Origin of the sequence: Actinomadura alba, from assembly GCF_014323705.1 — a bacterium.
In the GTDB taxonomy this organism is placed as follows: domain Bacteria; phylum Actinomycetota; class Actinomycetes; order Streptosporangiales; family Streptosporangiaceae; genus Actinomadura_C; species Actinomadura_C alba.
Genome location: NZ_JABVEC010000023.1, coordinates 106,641 through 125,545, shown reverse-complemented (window position 1 = coordinate 125,545; position 18,905 = coordinate 106,641). Strand labels below are relative to the sequence as shown.

Annotated in this window: 23 protein-coding genes and 1 tRNA gene; 9 read left to right on the top strand and 15 right to left on the bottom strand. The window is 63.2% G+C overall.

Annotated features, from left to right (window positions below; genetic code table 11):
- Positions 1-116: 116 nt before the first annotated feature.
- The gene (locus HKK74_RS26970) at positions 117-608 is read right to left on the bottom strand and encodes a hypothetical protein (protein WP_222722763.1); all 492 of its coding nucleotides are present in this window, start codon (positions 606-608) and stop codon (positions 117-119) included.
- A 414-nt stretch (positions 609-1,022) separates the two neighbouring features.
- Positions 1,023-1,412 carry an ester cyclase gene (locus tag HKK74_RS26965; protein ID WP_187246151.1) on the bottom strand — a complete coding sequence of 130 codons (390 nt, stop codon included), beginning with the start codon at positions 1,410-1,412 and terminating at the stop codon, positions 1,023-1,025.
- 125 nt (positions 1,413-1,537) lie between these two features.
- Here HKK74_RS26965 and HKK74_RS26960 point away from each other — a divergent pair, with 125 nt between their 5' ends.
- Entirely contained in the window at positions 1,538-2,161 is a 624-nt protein-coding gene (locus HKK74_RS26960) for a TetR/AcrR family transcriptional regulator (RefSeq protein ID WP_187246150.1), read from the top strand.
- 370 nt (positions 2,162-2,531) lie between these two features.
- Here HKK74_RS26960 and HKK74_RS26955 read toward each other — a convergent pair whose 3' ends face one another.
- A complete protein-coding gene (locus HKK74_RS26955; protein WP_187246149.1) occupies positions 2,532-2,771 on the bottom strand; it encodes a hypothetical protein in 240 nt (79 codons plus the stop codon).
- Positions 2,772-3,192: 421 nt separating this feature from the next.
- Between HKK74_RS26955 and HKK74_RS26950 the strand changes: the two genes are divergently transcribed.
- From HKK74_RS26950 to HKK74_RS26930, 5 genes are all read left to right on the top strand, one after another.
- On the top strand, positions 3,193-4,566 hold the full coding sequence (locus HKK74_RS26950; protein WP_187246148.1) for a WD40 repeat domain-containing protein: 1,374 nt from the start codon (positions 3,193-3,195) through the stop codon (positions 4,564-4,566).
- A gap of 1,081 nt (positions 4,567-5,647) precedes the next feature.
- Positions 5,648-6,652 carry a serine hydrolase domain-containing protein gene (locus tag HKK74_RS26945; RefSeq protein ID WP_187246147.1) on the top strand — a complete coding sequence of 335 codons (1,005 nt, stop codon included), beginning with the start codon at positions 5,648-5,650 and terminating at the stop codon, positions 6,650-6,652.
- Positions 6,653-6,669: 17 nt separating this feature from the next.
- A complete protein-coding gene (locus HKK74_RS40235; protein WP_246492009.1) occupies positions 6,670-7,047 on the top strand; it encodes a hypothetical protein in 378 nt (125 codons plus the stop codon).
- A 15-nt stretch (positions 7,048-7,062) separates the two neighbouring features.
- Positions 7,063-7,338, top strand: coding sequence for a DUF6247 family protein (locus tag HKK74_RS26935; protein ID WP_187246146.1), 276 nt, complete (start codon positions 7,063-7,065; stop codon positions 7,336-7,338).
- 92 nt (positions 7,339-7,430) lie between these two features.
- A complete protein-coding gene (locus tag HKK74_RS26930) occupies positions 7,431-7,583 on the top strand; it encodes a hypothetical protein (RefSeq protein WP_187246145.1) in 153 nt (50 codons plus the stop codon).
- Between the two features lie 133 nt (positions 7,584-7,716).
- On the opposite strand, the gene HKK74_RS26925 is transcribed toward HKK74_RS26930, so the two are convergent.
- Complete coding sequence (locus tag HKK74_RS26925) at positions 7,717-8,205, bottom strand: hypothetical protein (RefSeq protein WP_187246144.1); 489 nt, start codon at positions 8,203-8,205, stop codon at positions 7,717-7,719.
- A gap of 35 nt (positions 8,206-8,240) precedes the next feature.
- Positions 8,241-8,408 (bottom strand): hypothetical protein, encoded by a 168-nt coding sequence (locus tag HKK74_RS26920; protein WP_187246143.1) that lies wholly within the window; start codon positions 8,406-8,408, stop codon positions 8,241-8,243.
- A gap of 913 nt (positions 8,409-9,321) precedes the next feature.
- On the opposite strand from HKK74_RS26920, the gene HKK74_RS26915 reads away from it, so the two are divergent.
- Complete coding sequence (locus HKK74_RS26915) at positions 9,322-10,482, top strand: GTP pyrophosphokinase (protein WP_187246142.1); 1,161 nt, start codon at positions 9,322-9,324, stop codon at positions 10,480-10,482.
- A 23-nt stretch (positions 10,483-10,505) separates the two neighbouring features.
- On the opposite strand, the gene HKK74_RS26910 is transcribed toward HKK74_RS26915, so the two are convergent.
- From HKK74_RS26910 to HKK74_RS26870, 9 genes are all read right to left on the bottom strand, one after another.
- Complete coding sequence (locus HKK74_RS26910) at positions 10,506-10,928, bottom strand: winged helix-turn-helix domain-containing protein (protein WP_187246141.1); 423 nt, start codon at positions 10,926-10,928, stop codon at positions 10,506-10,508.
- A 3-nt stretch (positions 10,929-10,931) separates the two neighbouring features.
- Positions 10,932-11,165: a hypothetical protein gene (locus HKK74_RS26905; RefSeq protein ID WP_187246140.1), complete on the bottom strand. Its 234-nt coding sequence runs from the start codon at positions 11,163-11,165 to the stop codon at positions 10,932-10,934.
- Positions 11,162-11,389, bottom strand: a complete 228-nt coding sequence (locus HKK74_RS26900) for a hypothetical protein (protein WP_187246139.1) — start codon at positions 11,387-11,389, stop codon at positions 11,162-11,164. The genes HKK74_RS26905 and HKK74_RS26900 overlap by 4 nt, the downstream gene beginning before the upstream one ends.
- Positions 11,386-11,688, bottom strand: a complete 303-nt coding sequence (locus HKK74_RS26895) for a hypothetical protein (RefSeq protein WP_187246138.1) — start codon at positions 11,686-11,688, stop codon at positions 11,386-11,388. The genes HKK74_RS26900 and HKK74_RS26895 overlap by 4 nt, the downstream gene beginning before the upstream one ends.
- A 52-nt stretch (positions 11,689-11,740) precedes the next feature.
- Positions 11,741-12,241, bottom strand: a complete 501-nt coding sequence (locus tag HKK74_RS26890) for a flavoprotein (RefSeq protein ID WP_187246137.1) — start codon at positions 12,239-12,241, stop codon at positions 11,741-11,743.
- Positions 12,238-13,404: a hypothetical protein gene (locus HKK74_RS26885; protein WP_187246136.1), complete on the bottom strand. Its 1,167-nt coding sequence runs from the start codon at positions 13,402-13,404 to the stop codon at positions 12,238-12,240. Before HKK74_RS26885 ends, HKK74_RS26890 begins: the two co-directional genes overlap by 4 nt.
- Positions 13,405-13,796: 392 nt before the next feature.
- Positions 13,797-14,966, bottom strand: coding sequence for a helix-turn-helix domain-containing protein (locus HKK74_RS26880; RefSeq protein WP_222722762.1), 1,170 nt, complete (start codon positions 14,964-14,966; stop codon positions 13,797-13,799).
- Positions 14,926-15,612 (bottom strand): hypothetical protein, encoded by a 687-nt coding sequence (locus tag HKK74_RS26875; RefSeq protein WP_187246134.1) that lies wholly within the window; start codon positions 15,610-15,612, stop codon positions 14,926-14,928. Before HKK74_RS26875 ends, HKK74_RS26880 begins: the two co-directional genes overlap by 41 nt.
- A gap of 1,023 nt (positions 15,613-16,635) precedes the next feature.
- Positions 16,636-16,717: transfer RNA gene (locus HKK74_RS26870), tRNA-Tyr, on the bottom strand.
- 296 nt (positions 16,718-17,013) lie between these two features.
- On the opposite strand from HKK74_RS26870, the gene HKK74_RS26865 reads away from it, so the two are divergent.
- Positions 17,014-17,502 carry a YajQ family cyclic di-GMP-binding protein gene (locus HKK74_RS26865; protein ID WP_187246133.1) on the top strand — a complete coding sequence of 163 codons (489 nt, stop codon included), beginning with the start codon at positions 17,014-17,016 and terminating at the stop codon, positions 17,500-17,502.
- Between the two features lie 120 nt (positions 17,503-17,622).
- Here HKK74_RS26865 and HKK74_RS26860 read toward each other — a convergent pair whose 3' ends face one another.
- The gene (locus HKK74_RS26860) at positions 17,623-17,922 is read right to left on the bottom strand and encodes a hypothetical protein (RefSeq protein ID WP_187246132.1); all 300 of its coding nucleotides are present in this window, start codon (positions 17,920-17,922) and stop codon (positions 17,623-17,625) included.
- Positions 17,923-18,046: 124 nt separating this feature from the next.
- Between HKK74_RS26860 and HKK74_RS26855 the strand changes: the two genes are divergently transcribed.
- Complete coding sequence (locus tag HKK74_RS26855; RefSeq protein WP_187246131.1) at positions 18,047-18,853, top strand: UTRA domain-containing protein; 807 nt, start codon at positions 18,047-18,049, stop codon at positions 18,851-18,853.
- Positions 18,854-18,905 lie beyond the last annotated feature (52 nt).

Sequence of the window (18,905 nt, the reverse complement as noted above, 5' to 3'; positions counted from 1 at the left end):
CTTTACAGACCCGCCGCCCAATTCACCTGACCTCGCGCTTCACGCGCTGAACGCCGAGAGCCGGCACGCATCCGGCACGATCTTCGCCGACCCTCGCGGAAGCATCTTGACCAATATCAGCCGGGGGCGCACCAGCAGTACAGCATCTGACCGTTCTCTCTCGTACGACGGGCAAGGCTGACAAGCTCCTTGATCAGCATCTGGGCATCTTCCCGCTCAGCGGCGCCCCAGAACTCCTCCGCCAATCGCCCGGCGACCTCCGGCAACCGCGTGTCGTCTGCGTCCGCGAGTGCGTCTCGCACGGCCACCGGCAACTCGTCGATCTCCGGTCCTAGATACGGTGAGTCATCCGGCAACGCCGCCCACTCCTCCTCGGTCCGGGGAGCACCATCCGGAGGCGGATAGAGGCAGACGCTCTCCACCACCGGTCTGTACGGGACGCCTCGGATGAGTGCGATGAGATACCCGAGCACCACTCGGTGGTCCCACTTGGTCTCCACGGCATCGAATACCGTCACCCGGCGATCAGCGACCGCACGTGGGTACTCCGGCCTGGCAACTGCGGCCTCTCGGTCCGCAGCGCGGTAGTAGTAATAGCGAACGCCCACGCGAGCACTCCCGGTCAGCACTTGATCATCCCCAGCCGAGTGTCAGAGTAGAGGAACTGACGGCAAGGCCGCGCTCACGTTCAACAGTGCAGATCGCCGCATTCGCCGCCCCGACACTCCGGGGACATCGCGATATCGAACCCAGGGACTTCGCCAACAGCGCGGTGCGGTTGATCGAAGTGAAGCCGGTGCTCTACGAGGCACGGCCCCTTCGGAGACAGGCCGACAGATTCTTCGACAGGCGCATGATCGGCCGGATGGAAGCTAGCTCAGATCTTTCACCAGCCAGTAGCGTCCACTGTTAAGTGCTCCTCGACCTGGGCCTGGTAAGGGCGTCGACACCCTTATCGTCCCAGGTCAGGGATGCACTTTCTCAGGCTGCCGGACCGGTCAGCGCACCCGGCGGCGCAAATCTCAGGGATAGTTGAGCACATCCTCAGGGCTGGCTGAGGGCGGGAATCCCGTGCTGGCCCCCCACATCTCCGCGAACCGGCCATCGTCGATGCGGAAGATCTCGAACAGCATGGGCTGCGCGTCGCCGTCCGGCGTCGCGATCCCCTCGACGGTCGAGCGGACGGCGGCCTTGTCTCCGTCAACCAGGATGTCCTGGGCGACGACGCGCATGCCGGGAAACCGGGCAGTAAGCGCGCGCCAGGCTTCCTTGCCTGCCTCGAATCCGGTGGTGCCGAGCGGATGGCTGAAGAAGCCGGGGGTGTGCAGGTCGTCGCCCTGGTCGAATTGCCGGCTGTTGAAGCACTCCTGCATCCGCTGCACCAGGGCGCCGGCGTCCTCGCGTGTGGTCATCGGCGTGGTCTCCTCGTGGCTAGTAGGCCGGGTTCATGATGAGCGGCGCACACCCGTAACCGGTGCGCCGCCCCGGTTACGGCTCACACTATACGGAGCAGCGCCCCGGTTATGCTGAGACCGACATGTCCAGCCAGCCACCTGCCCCCACACCGGCAAAGCCGCCGACAGCTCAGCGCAGCGACCGCGAGCTGCGCGCTGACGCACGCCGCAACCGCGAGCGGGTCCTGCGGACCGCGCAGCAGCTGTTCGCGACGGACGGCCTTGGCGTCTCGCTCGATGAGATCGCCCGCCGCGCGGGCGTTGGTCCCGGCACCGTCCACCGGCACTTCCCTACCAAGGAAGCGCTGTATCTCGCCGTCGCGACCGATCAGCTGAAGCAGCTGGTGGCGGAGGCAGAAGTGCTCGCCGCCGCCGATGATCCAGCAGCCCTGTTCACGCTGCTGTCCCGGATGATGGCCAACGGCGCCGAGAACGTAGCGGTGAAGAGCGCGCTGGTGGCCGCCGAGTTCGACTTGCGCACCGCCGCCCCGGATGTCGCGGCAGATCTCACCCGCCATGTCGCAGACCTGCTCGATCGCGCGCACGCGGCCGGCACCGTGCGCGACGACCTCACCGTCGACGAGGTGATGGCACTGGTCGCCGGCGCCTTCGCCGCGATCCGCCACGCCGGCGCAGAGACCAGCCGCAAGCGCTCAGCACACATCGCCCAGATCATCCTCGACGGACTACGACCCCAGCCCCGCTAAGCGACGCACGCTCCCGAACACCGGGGATCCTTGATCCGACCGACGATAACCGGACCTCGTTCCGCGGGATGACAATCGCGGGTGACGCGCAGGCCTTTCAGACAGCCGATGCTGTTCACTTGTCAGGTGCTCCCAAAGGGATCGCGATCAGCGACAACGGCGGCTCCGGGTGGCATCCGGCTGCACATGCCTAATCTTGAAAACAGGGACACTGAGGTCTACCTTTTCCACCCGGCATGGACGTCATCACCGGCGCCCGGGTGCTCGCAGAGTTCGGCAACGCCGACGGCGTTACACCCCCACAGCATCGGGCCCGAATCAGCTCATCCCTTGACAGGACCAACCCCATATCAGCTGTCATAGTCACTCCCTACAATCGCCGCCCATGGACATCACGAGTAAGAAGATCGCATTCAGTGGCAAATTCCACGACCTGTCCCGGGACGAGGCGACGGCGCGCGCCGAACAGCTGGGCGCCACCGTCCAGAAGACCCCGTCGCAGAACGTCGACCTGGTCTTCCGCAGCCGCGATTCCGGCCTCAACTACGGCAATGTCCTCGGTGTCCCGGTCCTGACCGAGGCCGCCTTCCACCACCTGCTGCGCGACCACCGGCCCGCCGAGCCTCCGGCCGTGTTCGCCGACCCCGCCGCAATCGCGGAGGCCAACGCCGACGAGTTGCGCGTGATCCTGGAGGCCGCCGACTGGACGGCGTTCACCCCCGACCGCGACCTGCCCGGGTTGCGCACGCGGCTCGCCGAGCTCGAGGCGGCGCTAGGGATCACCGAAGCGCACCGGCTCGCCACCGCGCGGATCACCGGCGCGGAAAAAGCCGCCCGCCTGCACCACCCCTACGTCCACATCGGAGACGTCCGTTCCACCGCGCTGAGTCCCTGCGGCCGCTGGCTCGCCGTCGGCAGCGGGATCGAGATCCCCGGCGAGGGCTCCCCCTGCCAACGCCTGGGAGAGGTCCTACCGCCACGGCGGCACCCTCCAGATCTTCGAAGTCGCCACTGGCCGGTCGGTCAACGGAATGCGCAACTCCAACGCCATCAGCGGCGGCGTCGGCTGGGACGACTACCGGGGCGCCCTGCGCTGGTCGGCCGACTCGACCCGCCTCGCCGCCGCGTACAACACCAACGTCATCGGCGTCTGGGATCCCTTCGACAACTACGCCTACCCGACCGCGAGCGCGGCCCTCACCGACGGCGCCTCCCGCCCGCCCCAGTACGGTTTCAGCCCGGACGGCCGCAGCGTGTGGGTGAACGTCCGCACCGACGGCGTCGTGTGGGGCGCGATCGCCAACGTCGAGCGCGGCGACGTGACATGGGATCCCGGCTACGGCAAGACGAAGCGACCCTACGGCGGCGACTTCACCACCCTCGCCGAAGACGCCCCCGGGCATGTCGCCGAGGCCCTCGGCCCGCGCTTCAACAGCGAATCCACCTTCTACGTCGAATGGTGCCCCGGCTGGTCACCCGACGGCCGCTTCCTGCGCTTCGTGAGCGCCGACTTCGTCTTCGCCGTCGACACCGCCGAGGGCCGCGTCGCCTGGATTCTCAAGCACGGCGGTCGCGCCCACCACTGGGCCACCGAAGTCCCCGTCGAGTTCAGCCCATGCGGACGGTACGTCGCCTGCACCGGACGCGATGGCGTCCTCATCGCCGACGCAGTGACCGGCGAGGTCCTCACCCGGCACGCGATCACTGCCGAAGGCCTCGTCTGGTCGCCCGACGGCGAACGGGTCGCGGCGCTCTCCTACGGCGAGGCCGTGCACCTGGTCGACGTGGGCGAGGAGCAAAGGCGCGGCCTGCACGCCGGGCCACGCTCTCGCGGCTCGAAGATACCCGACGTCCTCAGCTTCGCTTGGTCGCCCGACGGGACCCGAGGCGTCGTCCGCACCGCCGACGGGGCCGAGGTCTGGTCGCTGGCGGGCGAACCAGAGCGGCTGGCCGTGCTCGACGCCCCCGACGACGCCTGCGGCGTGCTGTGGGGCGCAGGCGACATCATCATCCTCATCGGACCGGAGACTGTCCGTTTCACCCGCCCGGACGGGACGGCCGTCGGCGAGGTCGCCTTCCACGCCGCCGCGACCGGTCACAGGCCACTCGAACGCGACGGTAAGGACTACGGCGCCTGGTACCACATTGACCCGACCTTCCCGCTCGACGAGCGGACCTTTGCAGTGGCCTTCGACCGCGAGGACCTGGTCATCGCGCCGGCCGGCCGGGAGTCCGATGTGGACGCCAAGGTGGCCTGGACGGTCGGCTCCCGCTACTCCTGGCCGCTGCGCTGGGGTGCCACTACGTTCGCCGCCGACACACTCGAGGCCTACGACCATGCCGTTGCCGAGAAGTGGTCGCTGCGCTACACCCTCGCCGACGTTCTCGGCGTCCAGGAGCACTGATGCATCTCGACGGCAAGACCGCCTCCCCGCTGGGGACGCAGTGAGTAGACGCTGCCGCTGCGGCGGTAGAGGCCAGTGACATCCAGCGACTTGAGCGGCACCGAGCCACCCAACGAGGCGGCCCTTCTCCCGAACGCGACCTCAGCCGTCAGGTAGCGAAGAGTGTGCGCGGGCTACGTGACGACAACCAACGCCACGCAGTCCCGATCAGCGGACACCATCCACCCAGTCGCGGCGTTTCGCGCCTGCGCCACCGACGCCCACGGATCAGATGGCCAAATGCGGATTTTGACGGTCGCGTTCAGAAGCTCTGTTCTCTTCCGTAGTGGGACTGCTGGTCATGCCGGCAAAGCCGGCTGCAGCCGGACGCAACAAGATCGGCCCCTCACCCGGTTTTCCCAGTTCAGGGGCCGATCCATGTGGTGTGGCGGGTGTTGGGTTCGTTCCATGGCCTCATTCGTGCGGAGTCAGACCACCTCCGAAAATAGTGCAACAATGCGATATTGTCGACAACTGCACCTGATTAAAGTACCCCCGTCGAGAGTGTCGACTCGATGGCAAGTCTCACATCCCGCAGTTTCGTCGGAGTTGCTCGAGGGAACGTCAGTGGATCATGCGGCATAAGGTCAGGGGCAGCGAGCTCTAACGTATTGCTCATTGCACGACATGCTGCCGTGAGACGTGGTTGTTCTTGTTTACAGAAGTCCGATTCCGGGTCCTTTTGTTCAAATTTCTCGTCAAGGCGGTACGCGCCATGAAATTTCCAAAGAGCTTGGCGATCACCATGTCCAGCTCGGTTCTCGCCGGATGTGTCGCTCTCGCCGTAGTCCCTGCCGCCCCGGCCAGTGCCACAGTGGCTATAGCTGAAAAAGGTATTTCCAACGATGGTTTCCTCGGGCGCCACAGTGATCAACTGAGCGGCAACGCGCGCCACCGTCAGCAACTTGAACCCGATCCCACCGCCCCCACCACCCCCTCCGCGTCTGCCGCCGACGGCGGTGGAGGTAGCGGTGGAGGTGGCGGTGGCGGTGGAGGTGGCGGTGGAGGTGGCGGTACCGAGGGTGATCACACCGCTGCGGCGATGCAGGCGTACCTGCGGGATCTGGCTGCCAAGAAGGAGTTCACCGGCGCGGCGCTGGTGGTGCGGCGCGGGCAGGTGCTGGTGCGTTTCGCCGCCGGCGAGGCCGACGCGGAGAAGCACATCCCCATCCGGCCGGACACGGTCTTCCGGGTCGCCTCGGTCAGCAAGGAGTTCACCTCGATGCTCGTGCTGAAACTGCGCGACCGTGGGCTGCTTGACGTGGTCGACCGGGTATGCCCGCATCTCGTCCCGGTTTACATCAAGACCTGCCCGAAGGCGTGGCAGCCCATCACGATCCGTCAGATCCTCACGCACACCTCCGGCATCCCCGATTACCAAGGGTTTCCCGACTTCTCCGTCAACCTCTCAAAACCGACCACGACCCCGCAGCTCATCCAGCGGTTCGTGAACAAGCCTCTGGACTTCGAGCCCGGCACCAGCTGGAAGTACAGCAGTTCCGGCTACCTCCTGGCCGGGGCGATCATTCAGTCGGTGACGCACAAGCCGTACGGCACGGTGCTGCACGACGAGATCACCGGCCCGCTGAACCTCCAGCACACCGGCTACAGCAGGGGAGATCCGCCCCCTGGATACGCGAAGGGCAACTTCTCTCTCGGGTCACCGGCCCCGCCCGTCAACGGCTCCCAGGTGTTCTCCGCGGCCGGCATGTTCTCCAACGTCGATGACATCGCCCGCTGGGACCGGGCGTTCGGCGCGTTCACGGTCGCGCCACCCTCGACGGTCAGGCAGGCGTTCACGCCGCAGGCACAGTGCCCCGTCAACGGCTGCCTCAACTTGCCGTCGAGCGCGTACGCCTTCGGCTGGCTCGTCGACCGGCTCAACGGGCACCGACTCCGATACCATCCAGGCCTCATCCAAGGTTACGCAGCGAGCAACATGTACCTGCCCGATGACGACATCGTGGTAGTCGTGCTCAGCAACGTGCAGGACACCGCCGTCAACCCCATCGCGTTCCACCTCGCCACACTGGCCCTCAAGAATTAGAGTGCGGCGACTGGGCCATGGCCAACAACGTCGAGCTCGCCTACACCCCGACGAACTCCTCGTGGCTGAACCGCATCGAGGCCCAGTTCACCGCCCTGCGCTACTTCTCGTTGGATGGCGCCGACCACGCCAGCCACAAGGAGCAGGCCAGCATGATCCGCCGCAACATGGTGCGAGGGCTCCGGGTTCCATCCCGGGGCCCTTCGCCGTCTCGGGGGGGCGACCTGCGGAAACATCCGCGATTCCATCCCGCGACAAGCGACAAACAGCGGCTCCAGGTGGCATCCGGCTGCATGTCACCCAACTCCTACAGCAGCGTCGAGCCGGACCCCTCCGTTTACAGGCCACCAGCACCCCCGCGGCGTAGGCTCGGCCGAGAGGAGTGCCCACTGTGACAGCGCAGCCGATCCATGAGGACGACCCCCACGACCGGGGAACGGATCCTGGCTCGCTTGCCGGAGCGGGAACATGCTCAGTTCCTGCACGAGTACCGGACCGCGGCAGAGGCCGCCGCGCATGAGATATGGCGGTACAAGGAACTCCAAGCGTTGCTGCACAGGTGGAGCCTCGTCGTCATCGCCGTCAACCAGCCCGGCTACTACGAAGCACTCGACGAGGCCAAGGCCGGCGAAGGCGAACGGTACGATTTCAAAGAAGCAATCGCCGCACGCACCCGCCGGCCGTGACCTAGCGCGTAGGGCTCAGCAAGAGAGCTCTCGGACAACTTGACGGGTTCCCCACAGAGGCGTTGGACGCACTCGTGGCCACGATGAGTACCGTGTCAGAGCAGCTTGCTGATCCCCTGCGCACTTTCCCGACAAGTGACCCACAGGTCCGGCGCGCGGTTTTCGGCGGCGTCGGCCTCGTGACCTATGCCTTTGACGACGCCACTGAGACCGTCACAGTGACCGACGTGACCTGGACGGGATGAACGACACCCTGACCGCGTTTCCACTGGTCAGGCCGATCCTCCTGCTGGTGGCAGGTCCGGGGTTCGAACCCAGTCGCTACCGCCATCCAGGACGGCGTTCTCACCGTCGGCGGCGAACTCGCCGCGCTCCGGTTCAGAACAGGCCGACGCCGAGCGCGAGCAGGACGAACCGAGCCGCCCGGCCGGCCAGAACCGAGAGACTGAAGGCGAGCCAGCCCATCCGGCTCGTCCCGCCGATCAGGGCGACCCCGTAGAGCGGCGGAATCCCGACCGACGCGCTCAGCAGGGTCACGGGAACTCCCCACCGGCGGTCGCTCATCGTGTCCAGCAGCCGCTTGCTGACCTCGCGATTCCAATGGACGAAGCGGCCCCACCGGGTGTCCAGGTTGGCCGGCTTCGGCTCTTTTGTCGTGCGGGCCGCGTACCCGGGTCGGTACCGGACGGCGAGGAACATGGCCAGCTTGCCGATCGTCTGTCCCAACGAGACGCCGAGCGCCGCGACCACCGGGTCCAACTTGCCGGACACCCCCGCACCGAGGACGTACGCCTCGGCGTTCAGCACCGGTACGACGGCCGAGCCGATGCCGAACCCGACGGCCAGGACCAGCTGCCAGAGCCACATGACTCCGAGGCTATGTGCGGCCGGTAATTCCAGGGTCATACCGACGGCGCGGCGGGGCGGCAGCGCAAGATCATGATCAGCCGGTAGGTCGACACCACCTTGACCACGACCGCCCCCAGACAGACGACCACGTACGACGGCCAGATCACGCCGGTATCGTGCCCGATCACCAGCGACAGGACGACGGCGGCCGTGTTCAGCACCTTCGCCGGTTTCGACCAGTTCCAGACCCAGGTCGGCCTTCCGGTGCCACAGCCGTGCCAGATGAGCTACCGATTCACGGGGAGCTGCGGGGAATAGGAGATCAAGAAACGAGACAGCCCCTGACCGGATTTCCCCAGGTCAGGGGGGCCGTTCCACGTGGTGTGGCGGGTGTTGGGTTCGAACCAACGTAGGCTGAGCCGACGGTTTTACAGAGAAGACTCGATCAGGTGGTGAATGTGGACTTGACCTGCGACTATGCGAAACGGGACTAGCGATAACGCGCAATCCGTTCCACCTCAGTTCCACACCATGTCGCTGACCGAAGCTAGACAGCGGCCCGCAGTCAAGCTTTACAAGCACGTCAGGCAAGCATCTCAGCTCCGCCGGAGGCAGAGTCCTCGCATTGCGCTTGCCTGTAGATTTTGCCCTGGCTCCTACATCTCCTATCCGCATGCGGACACAGGCCCACGGTCCACGATGCACCCAGATCTACTAACAGCGGCGACCGGGAAGAGCCTGAACAACCCGCCCGAGCGCCAGCGAACGCGGCTATACCTAACCAACCGTTTCGGATGCCATGATCTCCGCTTTCCGTTATCATCCCTGTCTACTTCGCCGAGTCGGGAGAACACATGGACCGCATTATTGACGGCTTGTGCAAGAAAATCCTCAACGTAGGTTGGAGCACAGCTGAACGGAGCAACTGGTTCAAACTCTACTACCCGCAGTAGACCTCGCAGCTAAGGCGGAGCACTAGAACGGCATTCTTACGCGGGATACCGTTCGCACTCAGCGTTTTGCTGACAACCTCCGTCGTGAGGTGCTAAAACTCAAGAACTCTTCAATCGAAGCCTGAATAATTGCCCCCGCCAGCGCGTCGAAGTAAACGTCGCCGATAGGAAGCATGTCGACATGGCAGACCAGATTGACCCCTACGAAGTGCGCTCGGCTCAACTGCATGCATTCGGCCCTATTCTAGAGAATCTAGTTCGCCGACTGCTCGAGACCAGCGGATTGAGAGCACATAGCGTCGGGCATCGAGTAAAGAGCAGAACTAGCGCTCATGGGAAACTGACACGAAAATCCAATCATAAGTATCGATCCATCAACGACCTACACGATCTGCTCGGCCTTCGCATAATAACGTACTTTTCGGATGAGGTTGACGAAGTCGCTCGCTTGATTGAGTCCGAGTTCTCCATAGATTACGGCAACTCTATCGACAAAAGAGCGATCCTTGATCCCGACAGATTTGGATACCTATCCACGCACTATATTGGCAGTCTAGATGAACGTCGCTGTGAGCTAATCGAGTATTCGCGTTTTAAGGACATAGCCTTCGAGATACAGATACGGTCCATACTTCAGCACGCATGGGCAGAAATTGAGCACGACATAGGATACAAGTCTCCAGTTTCCATTCCCCGTGACTTCAAACGCCGGTTCTCCCGCCTAGCGGGACTACTTGAAATCGCAGATCACGAGTTTGCCGAGATCCGCAGGTCGCTGGAGCAGAACGCAAGCGAGCTCAGCGCAACAATATCAGCCGGCGGCGATGTAGAGATAAACCAAGATTCTATTTACGCCTTCATTCGGCAGAGCAAGATTCTGCATGAGATCGATCAAGCGATCATCGATGGCTGCTCAGCGCAACGCCAGGAGATCGGACGCTCATACGCGGGAGTGCAAGCAAGTAATTTGCGCAAGATCGGACTTAACAACGTACATGAGCTTGAAGCCGAGCTTCACGATCGACGGTCCACAATAATTCCGTTTGCCATAAAATGGCTTAAAACACCCACTCTGCCCCCATACGAGGACATCGACGCTGACGATTTCGATACCTTGATAGAGTCATCGACGGAAGCGCCCGATTCGCTTTATGAAGAAGAACCGGACCTAGATTTCGATGTTGAAATGGCCGAACGAACTGGAGTTTGGTCTCAACTGCCATCAGGAATCAGTCTATACTACTTGACTCTAGACAGCGAGCTTCGCCACACGGATCCAACCAATGTCGAATCCGAAATGGAAGCTATTTATTGGCAAACGGTCAATGAGAATGACAACTAGCAGACGGCTGCGACCATCCTTAGCTAAGCACGCTGGTCCTCGTATGCAGACCAGCTATCGACCAGCCCGCCGAGCGCTGCCTCTACGGTAGCGAGTTCCTGGTTGAGTCGGCAGATCCGATCGTGGAGCTCCCGCAGCTCTACCCGAATTTGATGTTCTCCTTTCGTGGGACCCTTGCTGACTCTCACATAGGTTCCCTTGCCTTTACGGCTTCGGATTAAGCCTTCGTTACGTAGGCAAGCCAGCGCAGTCTTGATTGTCTCGCGTGCGACGCCGTAATGATCCGCTAGTCGTGGTTGAGACGGCAGCATTTCACCTGCCCGTATCTCGCCAGTGAGAATTGCCGTCCGGATCTGAGCGGCGATCTGCTGCCATGCCGGTGCGAGGTCCTCGGGGTTCACGGCCGCGAGGTAGGCACAACCTAGATCACTTCTCTCCTCAGTCATGCGTCACTCCGCCGCGGTGGGATAACGGCCGCCACCCGTTTTAGTGCTTTGGGAAGTTTCCGTCAACAGCCAATCCATCCGGTCGCTGATCTCGCCGGCGTTCTCCTGCTTGCGGGCGATCTCTTCGCAGCTCAGTGTCCAGGCGTCGCGGGCAGTCGGTATCGCATCGAGCCAGTCACCGAATAGCTGCGTGACGAGCGCTGCACGAACGTGTGGTGGGATGTCGTCACGGTTCATCTCTGTCCTGTCCATGTCGGACGCTGCGGGTAGTGGGCTTCGATGAGGCGCATGCGGCGTTCCATCTCCTGCACCGTGGTTGCGGCGATCACGATGGCTTCAGATGCGATCCAGCCGGCGAAGGCCCAGAACTTTCGGGTGTAGTCGCCCCAGAGCACGATCCAGCCTGGCGATCTCACCTCTAGCACGGCCGCTTCGCGCTTGTATTCGGCTGTCGTCTTCACAGCACGCTCTTAGGCGAGAGTACGTAGGCGATCCGTTCGGCTGCCGGTTCTACGTGGCGAACAGGTGCGATAGGGCGTTCCCAGGACCACATGAAGCACAGTTCGCCCAGAGCGAGGCTGCACCGGACATCCTCGGCAAGATCGGAGGCAGAGGGGTTTGTGACCCTCAGAAGGGGTGGGCTGTCTTCCGCCTGGACGAGCAGCGCCGTGAAGCCACGCTCCACCATTAACTTCGCTAGCGCCTTAAGATGTGAGGCTGCGTCCTGCTCGTCGCTGGTGCCCGTAGTTGCATCGGCCATGTATGACAGCGTGTATCCGGAATGGGAGATCAGCCCGCAGGATTTCTGCGGGTTAGAGAAGAGCGTCTAGCGCTGCCTTCCACGGGAAGTCACGGACACGGCTAGGTCGCTTGATGCCGACCGGAAACACAACTCCCCCATCTTGGAGGAATCGGGCGTTCCTTACATATGCTGCGTTCTTTGCTTGAGCATCGCTGACGAACGGGAGGGCTACCAGCGGGACACCGAAGCCGAGGGACTCGCCCAGGATCCCCGTGGCGAGGGTGTCGCAGATGCCGTTGGCCCATTTGCCGATCGTGTTCATGGACGCTGGCGCCACGACCACTGCATCAGCCCTGGGCATGCCCAAGTCGTTCTCTCCTGGCCTCTTGTAGGAGTCGCGGACGGGATGTCCGGATGCCTTCTCGAGTGCGGTCAGGTCGGTGAAGTCACGTGCGGCAGGTGTCGTGATCACCCACACGTCCCAATCGTCATCACGCGCCAGGCTGACGAAGCGGTTTGCGTAGGCGGCAGGGGCGGCACCACAGACGATCAGGTATAGGACCTTGCTCATGATGACGCCCCGGCGACGCCTGTCCGCTGGCCCAAGGTCCGGATCTTCGACCGGAACGAGGGACGTTCGCGCTCCAGCAGTTGCCCGACGAAGGTACGGACACGCGGGTTCAGCCGAACTTCCTCATGAGCGATCTGATCAGCCTCCAACAGCCGGTCCACGGCTGGCTCATCGGCTCCGCGTTGGGCATGGCCGTATGCCAGGTCGATCAGATGCCTTGCTCGTCGCTCACCTGAGTCGATGGCCGGCGGTTCCGCGGGGACGTCTTCCGGGCTGATGCCGTCGTGCAGCTCGACGGCAACGCTGACTTCGGTGATGCGGACGTTGGTCGAGCCGAAGAACGTCTGATGCGCATTACCGTCCTGGACTCTGGCGCCGATGGCGCGCGCGGCCGCCAGGTGCTCACGCGCAGATACGCGATCCTCTTTCAGGCCGCAGGCGATTGCCGCGTTCAGATGCAGCGCTCCCCGCATCTCCAACTGGCTGTCATCCACGGTCAGCGCCGACTCGGCCGCCATGACGACTGAGACCGCCTCGTCGCGAAGGCCGAGTGACTGGCAGGCGAAGCCCAGGCGCCACGCGCCGGCGGCTGTCAGGCCCTTGTCTCCGATGCCGGTTCGGCTCTTGGCTGCGGCGTGGGGCCATTTCAGGTCGACGAAGCGGCAGGCGAGATCGAACCAGGTCACCGATCGCTGCTCGCGCATGGTCGACTCGGGTAGGCCGGTTTCGGTGTCGAAGCCTTCGCCCTTGCGGGCGGCCTGCATGAGCTTCGATCGGTGGTTGTCGGCGAGGGCGTGTTGGGCGAACCACTTGGAGAACTGCTTGCCGGCGACGTTCCAGCGGACGCCGTGCCCGCGGTTGCGGTTCTTGCAACGCCCCCCGCGTCGGATCCGAATGGAGCGACACCGGATCAAGCCATGAAGAGCGGCAGTTGCCCGTCCACCTTGGCCGGTGAGATGCAGAAGGTGCTCGAAGCCTCCGGACTTCATCTCGACCAGGTACGCCGGGTTCTTGGTGATCAACAGCGCCTTGGAGACATGCTCCAGCAACGTGCCCGCGTCCATGAGGACGGCGCGATGGTCGCCACTGGTATAGCCCTGGAGGGCGCGGTCGGCGAAGAACCGGGCACTTGCGAGGAGCCCTTCGTAGGTGGGGATGCTCACCCAACTGAGCGTAAGGATCGATATCCGCTGATCGCATCCGGATTTCTTCAGCTTCTTGGGGAATGTCGGCGCCAGACGATCTCGATGCGGTCGAGAGTTGAGACTGAGTACGGCCGGACCTAGGTCGGCTACCGCATCGCTGTGGAGGCCTACGGCCAATGTCCGCGCAGGGCCAGGGCGGATACGATCTTTACCGCCCCCCTTGGGGCAGGACCTAGATCGGGGCCCGATCGGGAACCGCGGGTAGGGCAAGCCAGCCCGAGACCGACCAGCCAGCTTGAGGGCACCCGGTCCGCCACCCAAAGGCAGGACACCGGCCAAAATCGTGCCCCCCTCTGCGAGGCTTCAGGGAACCGATGCCACCGATAGAAGCGATCAGCAACACCCCAGCTTTATTTCACTCTTCGTATTCTGGAATTACCGCCCCCAAATGCTGGTGGCACGCTCTCCGTGACATCTTGCCCAATACGAGCGACACCTTTAGGTGCGTTCGTTACCGCAAGACCGAAGACCATGACATCCAACTCATCTTCCGAGATGAACAACGAACTAGCTATCCGACTGCGAGACCAGCCATCTTGCCGTGCAAGCGCGAAAAGCTGTTTGAAGAGCTTAGACGTTTCTGGCGAAATCCCATCCGGCTCAGACGAGCGAAAGCCCCTCTCGGACAATTCAATCATCCAAGTCCGGTTAGACCACTCCGAGATAATCCCAAGCTGAAAAAGTCGATGCACCATCGCGACTGCCGACACTTTCCAGTATCGCTTAAGACTAAATACGTCACTGAGTCTGGGGTTGCCGATGACTAGTTCATACAATGCATCGGCTGGCATCAGGAAGCTGGAGGCGAAATCCTGCGCCTGTTGCTCAATGTCGCGAGCACGACGGGCAATCAGCTCCTTATGCAAGATCAAATGACCCAACTCGTGGGCCAGGTCAAAACGCATTCGCTCTACTGTTCGACCGGTATTCAAGAATACATAAGGCCGATCCTCCTGCCAAAAAGAGAAAGCATCAACCTCGCGGTCATTGATCGGCAACGAAAAAACCCGAACACCCTTTCTCTCCAGAAGGCCAAGAAGGTGCTTAATCGGGCCATCACCCAAACTCCAAACCCGTCGCACTGTCTCGGCAGCGACAACGGGGTCTAGTCCTTCGGTATCAGATAGATCAGGCAAATCCGGAGAAGGCGTCTTATAGTGATCATCCATCCATCGGGCTAGTTCAACTGCAAGCGTGCTAGCAGCGAGCACGCGATGGAGTTGACGAGCCGTCATGGTCGAGAGGGCTCGAAAGCTGACAGCTTCCGGGTCCACCCGTGCTACTTCATCCGCCAGGAAGAAAGATTCAGGGAAATCGAGTACTCGACTAAGTACGTCGATCGGCGGATTATCAACTCGTCCCGACTCCCATGCCGTCACTGCCCGCCGCGATACACCGCACAGGTCCGCAAGCGCCTGCTTCGTTAGACCACGACGTTCTCTAACAAGAGTTAGTCGACTAGGAGTGAACCGTCCCTCGTTAAGGCTGTCGACCAACCAACTCTTCTCCGTCGTCGTCATCATCATCCCCATATGGGTCTATCGGTGCGATAGCACCGGAAATCTGTAGCGGCTCGACCAGATGCCTCGGGGACCAGTCATCTACGTTGCCATCGCCGGCCTCAATAGGTCGGGAGACTTCAATGTAGATCTTGTCCTTGCTGGCCCGTACCATGATGAACCATGTCTCACATGCTTCATCGTCGGTGACACCTTCTTCCTCCTCGAGTTCAGGGAGGGAGAGAGCCGTTTGAATGTACTTTGCGTTGCGCTCGATGCGATCTCTGGTTTTAGGCCCTTTCTTCCGCTTGAGCTTAGGGTCACGTTTGCCGTCGACGCCCGTGAGAGAGTCGCCTGCGACAACAGCAAAAGCGATCTTGCGCTCCTCCGAATAAACGGTCTCGTAGTTGCCCGTCTTGCCGATCTTCCAGCCTTGGCGGATCTTCAACAACTCCTGCCGCAATGCAGCAAGAGTCGTCGCCCACATTGTGACTCCAGGATATGAGACCGGATACACGGGCCGGTCAACGCGCCGACGTGCGATGTCGCCCTTTTCGATAGCGCGGTGAATGATCTCCACCGTGAGCCCCAGCGCCTTGAGGTTGGCGGGTGCCTCGCTGGGCGGGGTGACGCGACGATGTGCGGGAGCACTCCACTGCTCACTCATGAGACCTCCGGGGCTCAGCTTCCTCATATGCTACCTCATCTGAGGGGAAGAAAGAGGAAGTTGGAAGTCTGGCCAGGTCAGCCGGGCCAGCCACCGCGATCACCTGTCGCCAGTATGTTCGATATGTGGCTGAAAGTGAATGGTTGGCGCCAGTTGTCCGCGTCAAGACGACCGGCCGATACGCGTTCCTGCTGGCCTGGGAGCGCGACAAGCACGGCCGGTCGCGCGGGCATGTCGCGTGGCTCACACACCGGTGCCACTGGTGAGGCGTCGAGGTGTGGTGCAGGCAGCAGACCTGGAACATGCCAAGGGGCAGGACTACCGGCGCATTCCACGCAGGATCATTGAATCGGACTTCTAAAGCGTCAGCGCTGCCCGTGTAACCGGACCAGGGCACAGGACCCCCGCCTGCTCCCTAGGTAGCGGGAGGCCGGGCACGCTGGTTGCGCGGCGTGAAGTGGGTCTCGCGACCCCAGCCCCCCACGAGCCGGAGCACTCGCACTCGTTCGTGCGAAACACTCTGTGCCAGCATCTCGCCGTCCGCGCGGACAAGCACTCCCGGATGGCCGCTATCTGCGATGACCAGGTCTTCAACTAACGCCAGCGCTAACAGCGGTCTCTGACGGCCGTGGATGCACCTGGACGGTGCACCCGCCCAGAGGCAGGTCAATGGACATCTGTGGACGGCTGTGGATCTTGCTCGTTTTGCTCGTAATGATTCGCTGCAGCTCGGGATGTCGACCGCCGCGGTCGCTCAGGTCAGCGCGGAGAGTATGAGATCGCTGCCGCACGGCTCCGATGCCCGAGCAATAGTCGGTTCTCCGACCACGCCGCTCAAGATCAGGCAGTTACGGGGGAGTGATCCATGAAGATGGACGCCAAGCGGGCCGGGCTACGCCTGCGCCTGTTCCACGGTGGTTCCACGGATGCCCGGCAAACGTCGGAAGCAGCTGGGAACGATCAGGACATACAAGATCGGCCCCCGTCCTGGTATCCCCAGGTCAGGGGCCGTTCCACATGGTGTGGCGGGTGTTGGGTTCGAACCAACGTAGGCTGAGCCGACGGTTTTACAGACCGTTCCCTTTGGCCGCTCGGGCAACCCGCCTTGCGTCGCTCGCGCGACGGCACTGGAAAGGATAGCGGACGGGAGCGGTGGTAGTGACATCCGGTGGGACGTACCGCCCGGCTCTCCGCGATCGAGATCTTTTCGCGATGTGACAAGATCGAACCGCCCGCCGCACGAGTGCCGAGACCAGGTCTCGACGGCTTCCCGACGCGCCGCTTAGGTGAGGCTGGCTAGGGTGGTCGGTACCGCGCCGGCTCCGTGATGGCCGTGCCGCCACGCGGACGCCCCGCCGAGGGCCGGGGCGCCGTTTCCAAGCAGCGAGAAGGGTTTGTGCGTTGGCTGACTCGTCATTCGACATCGTCTCCAAGATCGACCGTCAGGAGGTCGACAACGCCCTGAACCAGACGGCCAAGGAGATCGGTCACCGCTTCGACTTCAAGGGCGTCGGGGCGAGCATCGCCTGGACTGGCGACAGCATCGAGATCAAGGCGAACAGCGAGAGTCGCGCGGACGCCGTCCTCGACGTGTTCAAGGAGAAGCTGATCAAGCGCGGGGTGTCGCTCAAGGTTCTCGACGCGGGCGAGCCCAAGATCTCGGGCAAGATCTACCGGCTGGCGGTGGCCCTGAAGGAGGGCATCTCCCAGGACGACGCCAAGAAGATCGGCAAGCTCATCCGGGATGAGGGGCCCAAGGGGGCCAAGGTCCAGATCCAGGGCGACGAGCTGCGGGTCAGCTCCAAGAAGAAGGACGACCTGCAGCAGATCATCTCGCTGGTCAAGGGCAAGGACTTCGACGTCGCCCTGCAGTTCACGAACTACCGGTAACCCGCGCGTCGATCGAACGCATACACCCGCGGGCCCGGTGCAGGTACGGCCGGTCGCCGGGCCCTGTGGCGGCCGGTCGCCACAGGGCCCGGCGACGTCGTTCCGGAGAGCGCGGCCGCCTCATGGCGGCCCGTGGCGCTCCCCCAGTTTGGCCTGGATGATGAGCTCTTCGTGAAGCTGCTCCGGGGTCTCGCACACGAGCGTGCGAGCCAATCCCCCGTATAACTCCTGGCACGTCAGCTGCCGGCCACGGGTGGCGCACCAACTCCCCTGACCGCCGTCACGGCGGCGGGCCCGCCAGAACGACCACCCGGGGAACTCTCCTCTCATCCGCCGTTCGGCCTCGGCGAGCGCCTGCCGTTCTTCGCCGATCCCCCCTGTAGCAAGATGGGCGAAGTGACCGGACGAAGCTTCACCCATGGCGCGATCTCCCTGAATGTAGACTTTTAGGGGGTCTAAAGTTCGCTGTGAGGCGAGCATACGAACACCCCCCGTTGAGGCGCAATAGGGGGACTAAAACTGAACCCTCGTCAGGAAGGACCCCGTGGACCTGAGAACGTTGCGCGACCTTTCCGCCATCGCAGACCCCATCGATCGCGCGCAGGCACTCAGTCGCGCGATGACCGAACAGCAGGGGCTGACCGAAGAGGCCGCCCGGATGCGACGTGGCGCGATCGCCGAGGCCCGAGAGGCCGGCCACACCCTCGAAGAGATCGCCAAGGCGCTCGGAGTCTCCCCCGGCCGGATATCCCAGATGCGCAAGGGCCCCACCGCCAAGGCCCCGGAACCACCGGCCAAGAAGGGCACGCGGGTCATCGTCCAGCGGGCTCTGCCGACCGACCCGGCGACGCGGGGCTCGGTGTCGCTCTTCCTCGTGGAGGCCGAGCGTCAGGGCATCACCCCCGACCGTCGGATGCTGTACATCGGCCCCGAACCCGCCAGCGAGCACGTGGCGGCGTGCCTGCGCGTCGAGCCCGGCGACGAGATCATCGCGCGTCGCAAGATGATGACCGCGAACGACGTGCCGGTACGCATCGCGACGTCGTACTTTCGCGCCGATCTGTTCGCCAGCACCCGCATCGCCGAGCCCGAGTTCGTGAAGCCGTCGCTCCAGGCGGCGATCGTCGCGCTCGGCTATGCCTTCGGGCACGCGGAAGAGACGCTGACCTCCCGCCCGGCGACCCGGTTCGAGGCCGAGACGCTGGAGCTGGAGCCCGGCGAATGGGTGGTGCAGGTGCTGCGCGCCTCGTACTCCACCGAGGGCACCCCCGTCCACATCCTCGAGACGATCTGCGCCTCGACCCGGCATATCTTCACCATCGGCCAGGTCGGCGGGATGGACGAGTTCTGATCCCACCACCGACCCCACACCGGGCCGATCGATGCGATCTGATTCGAATCGA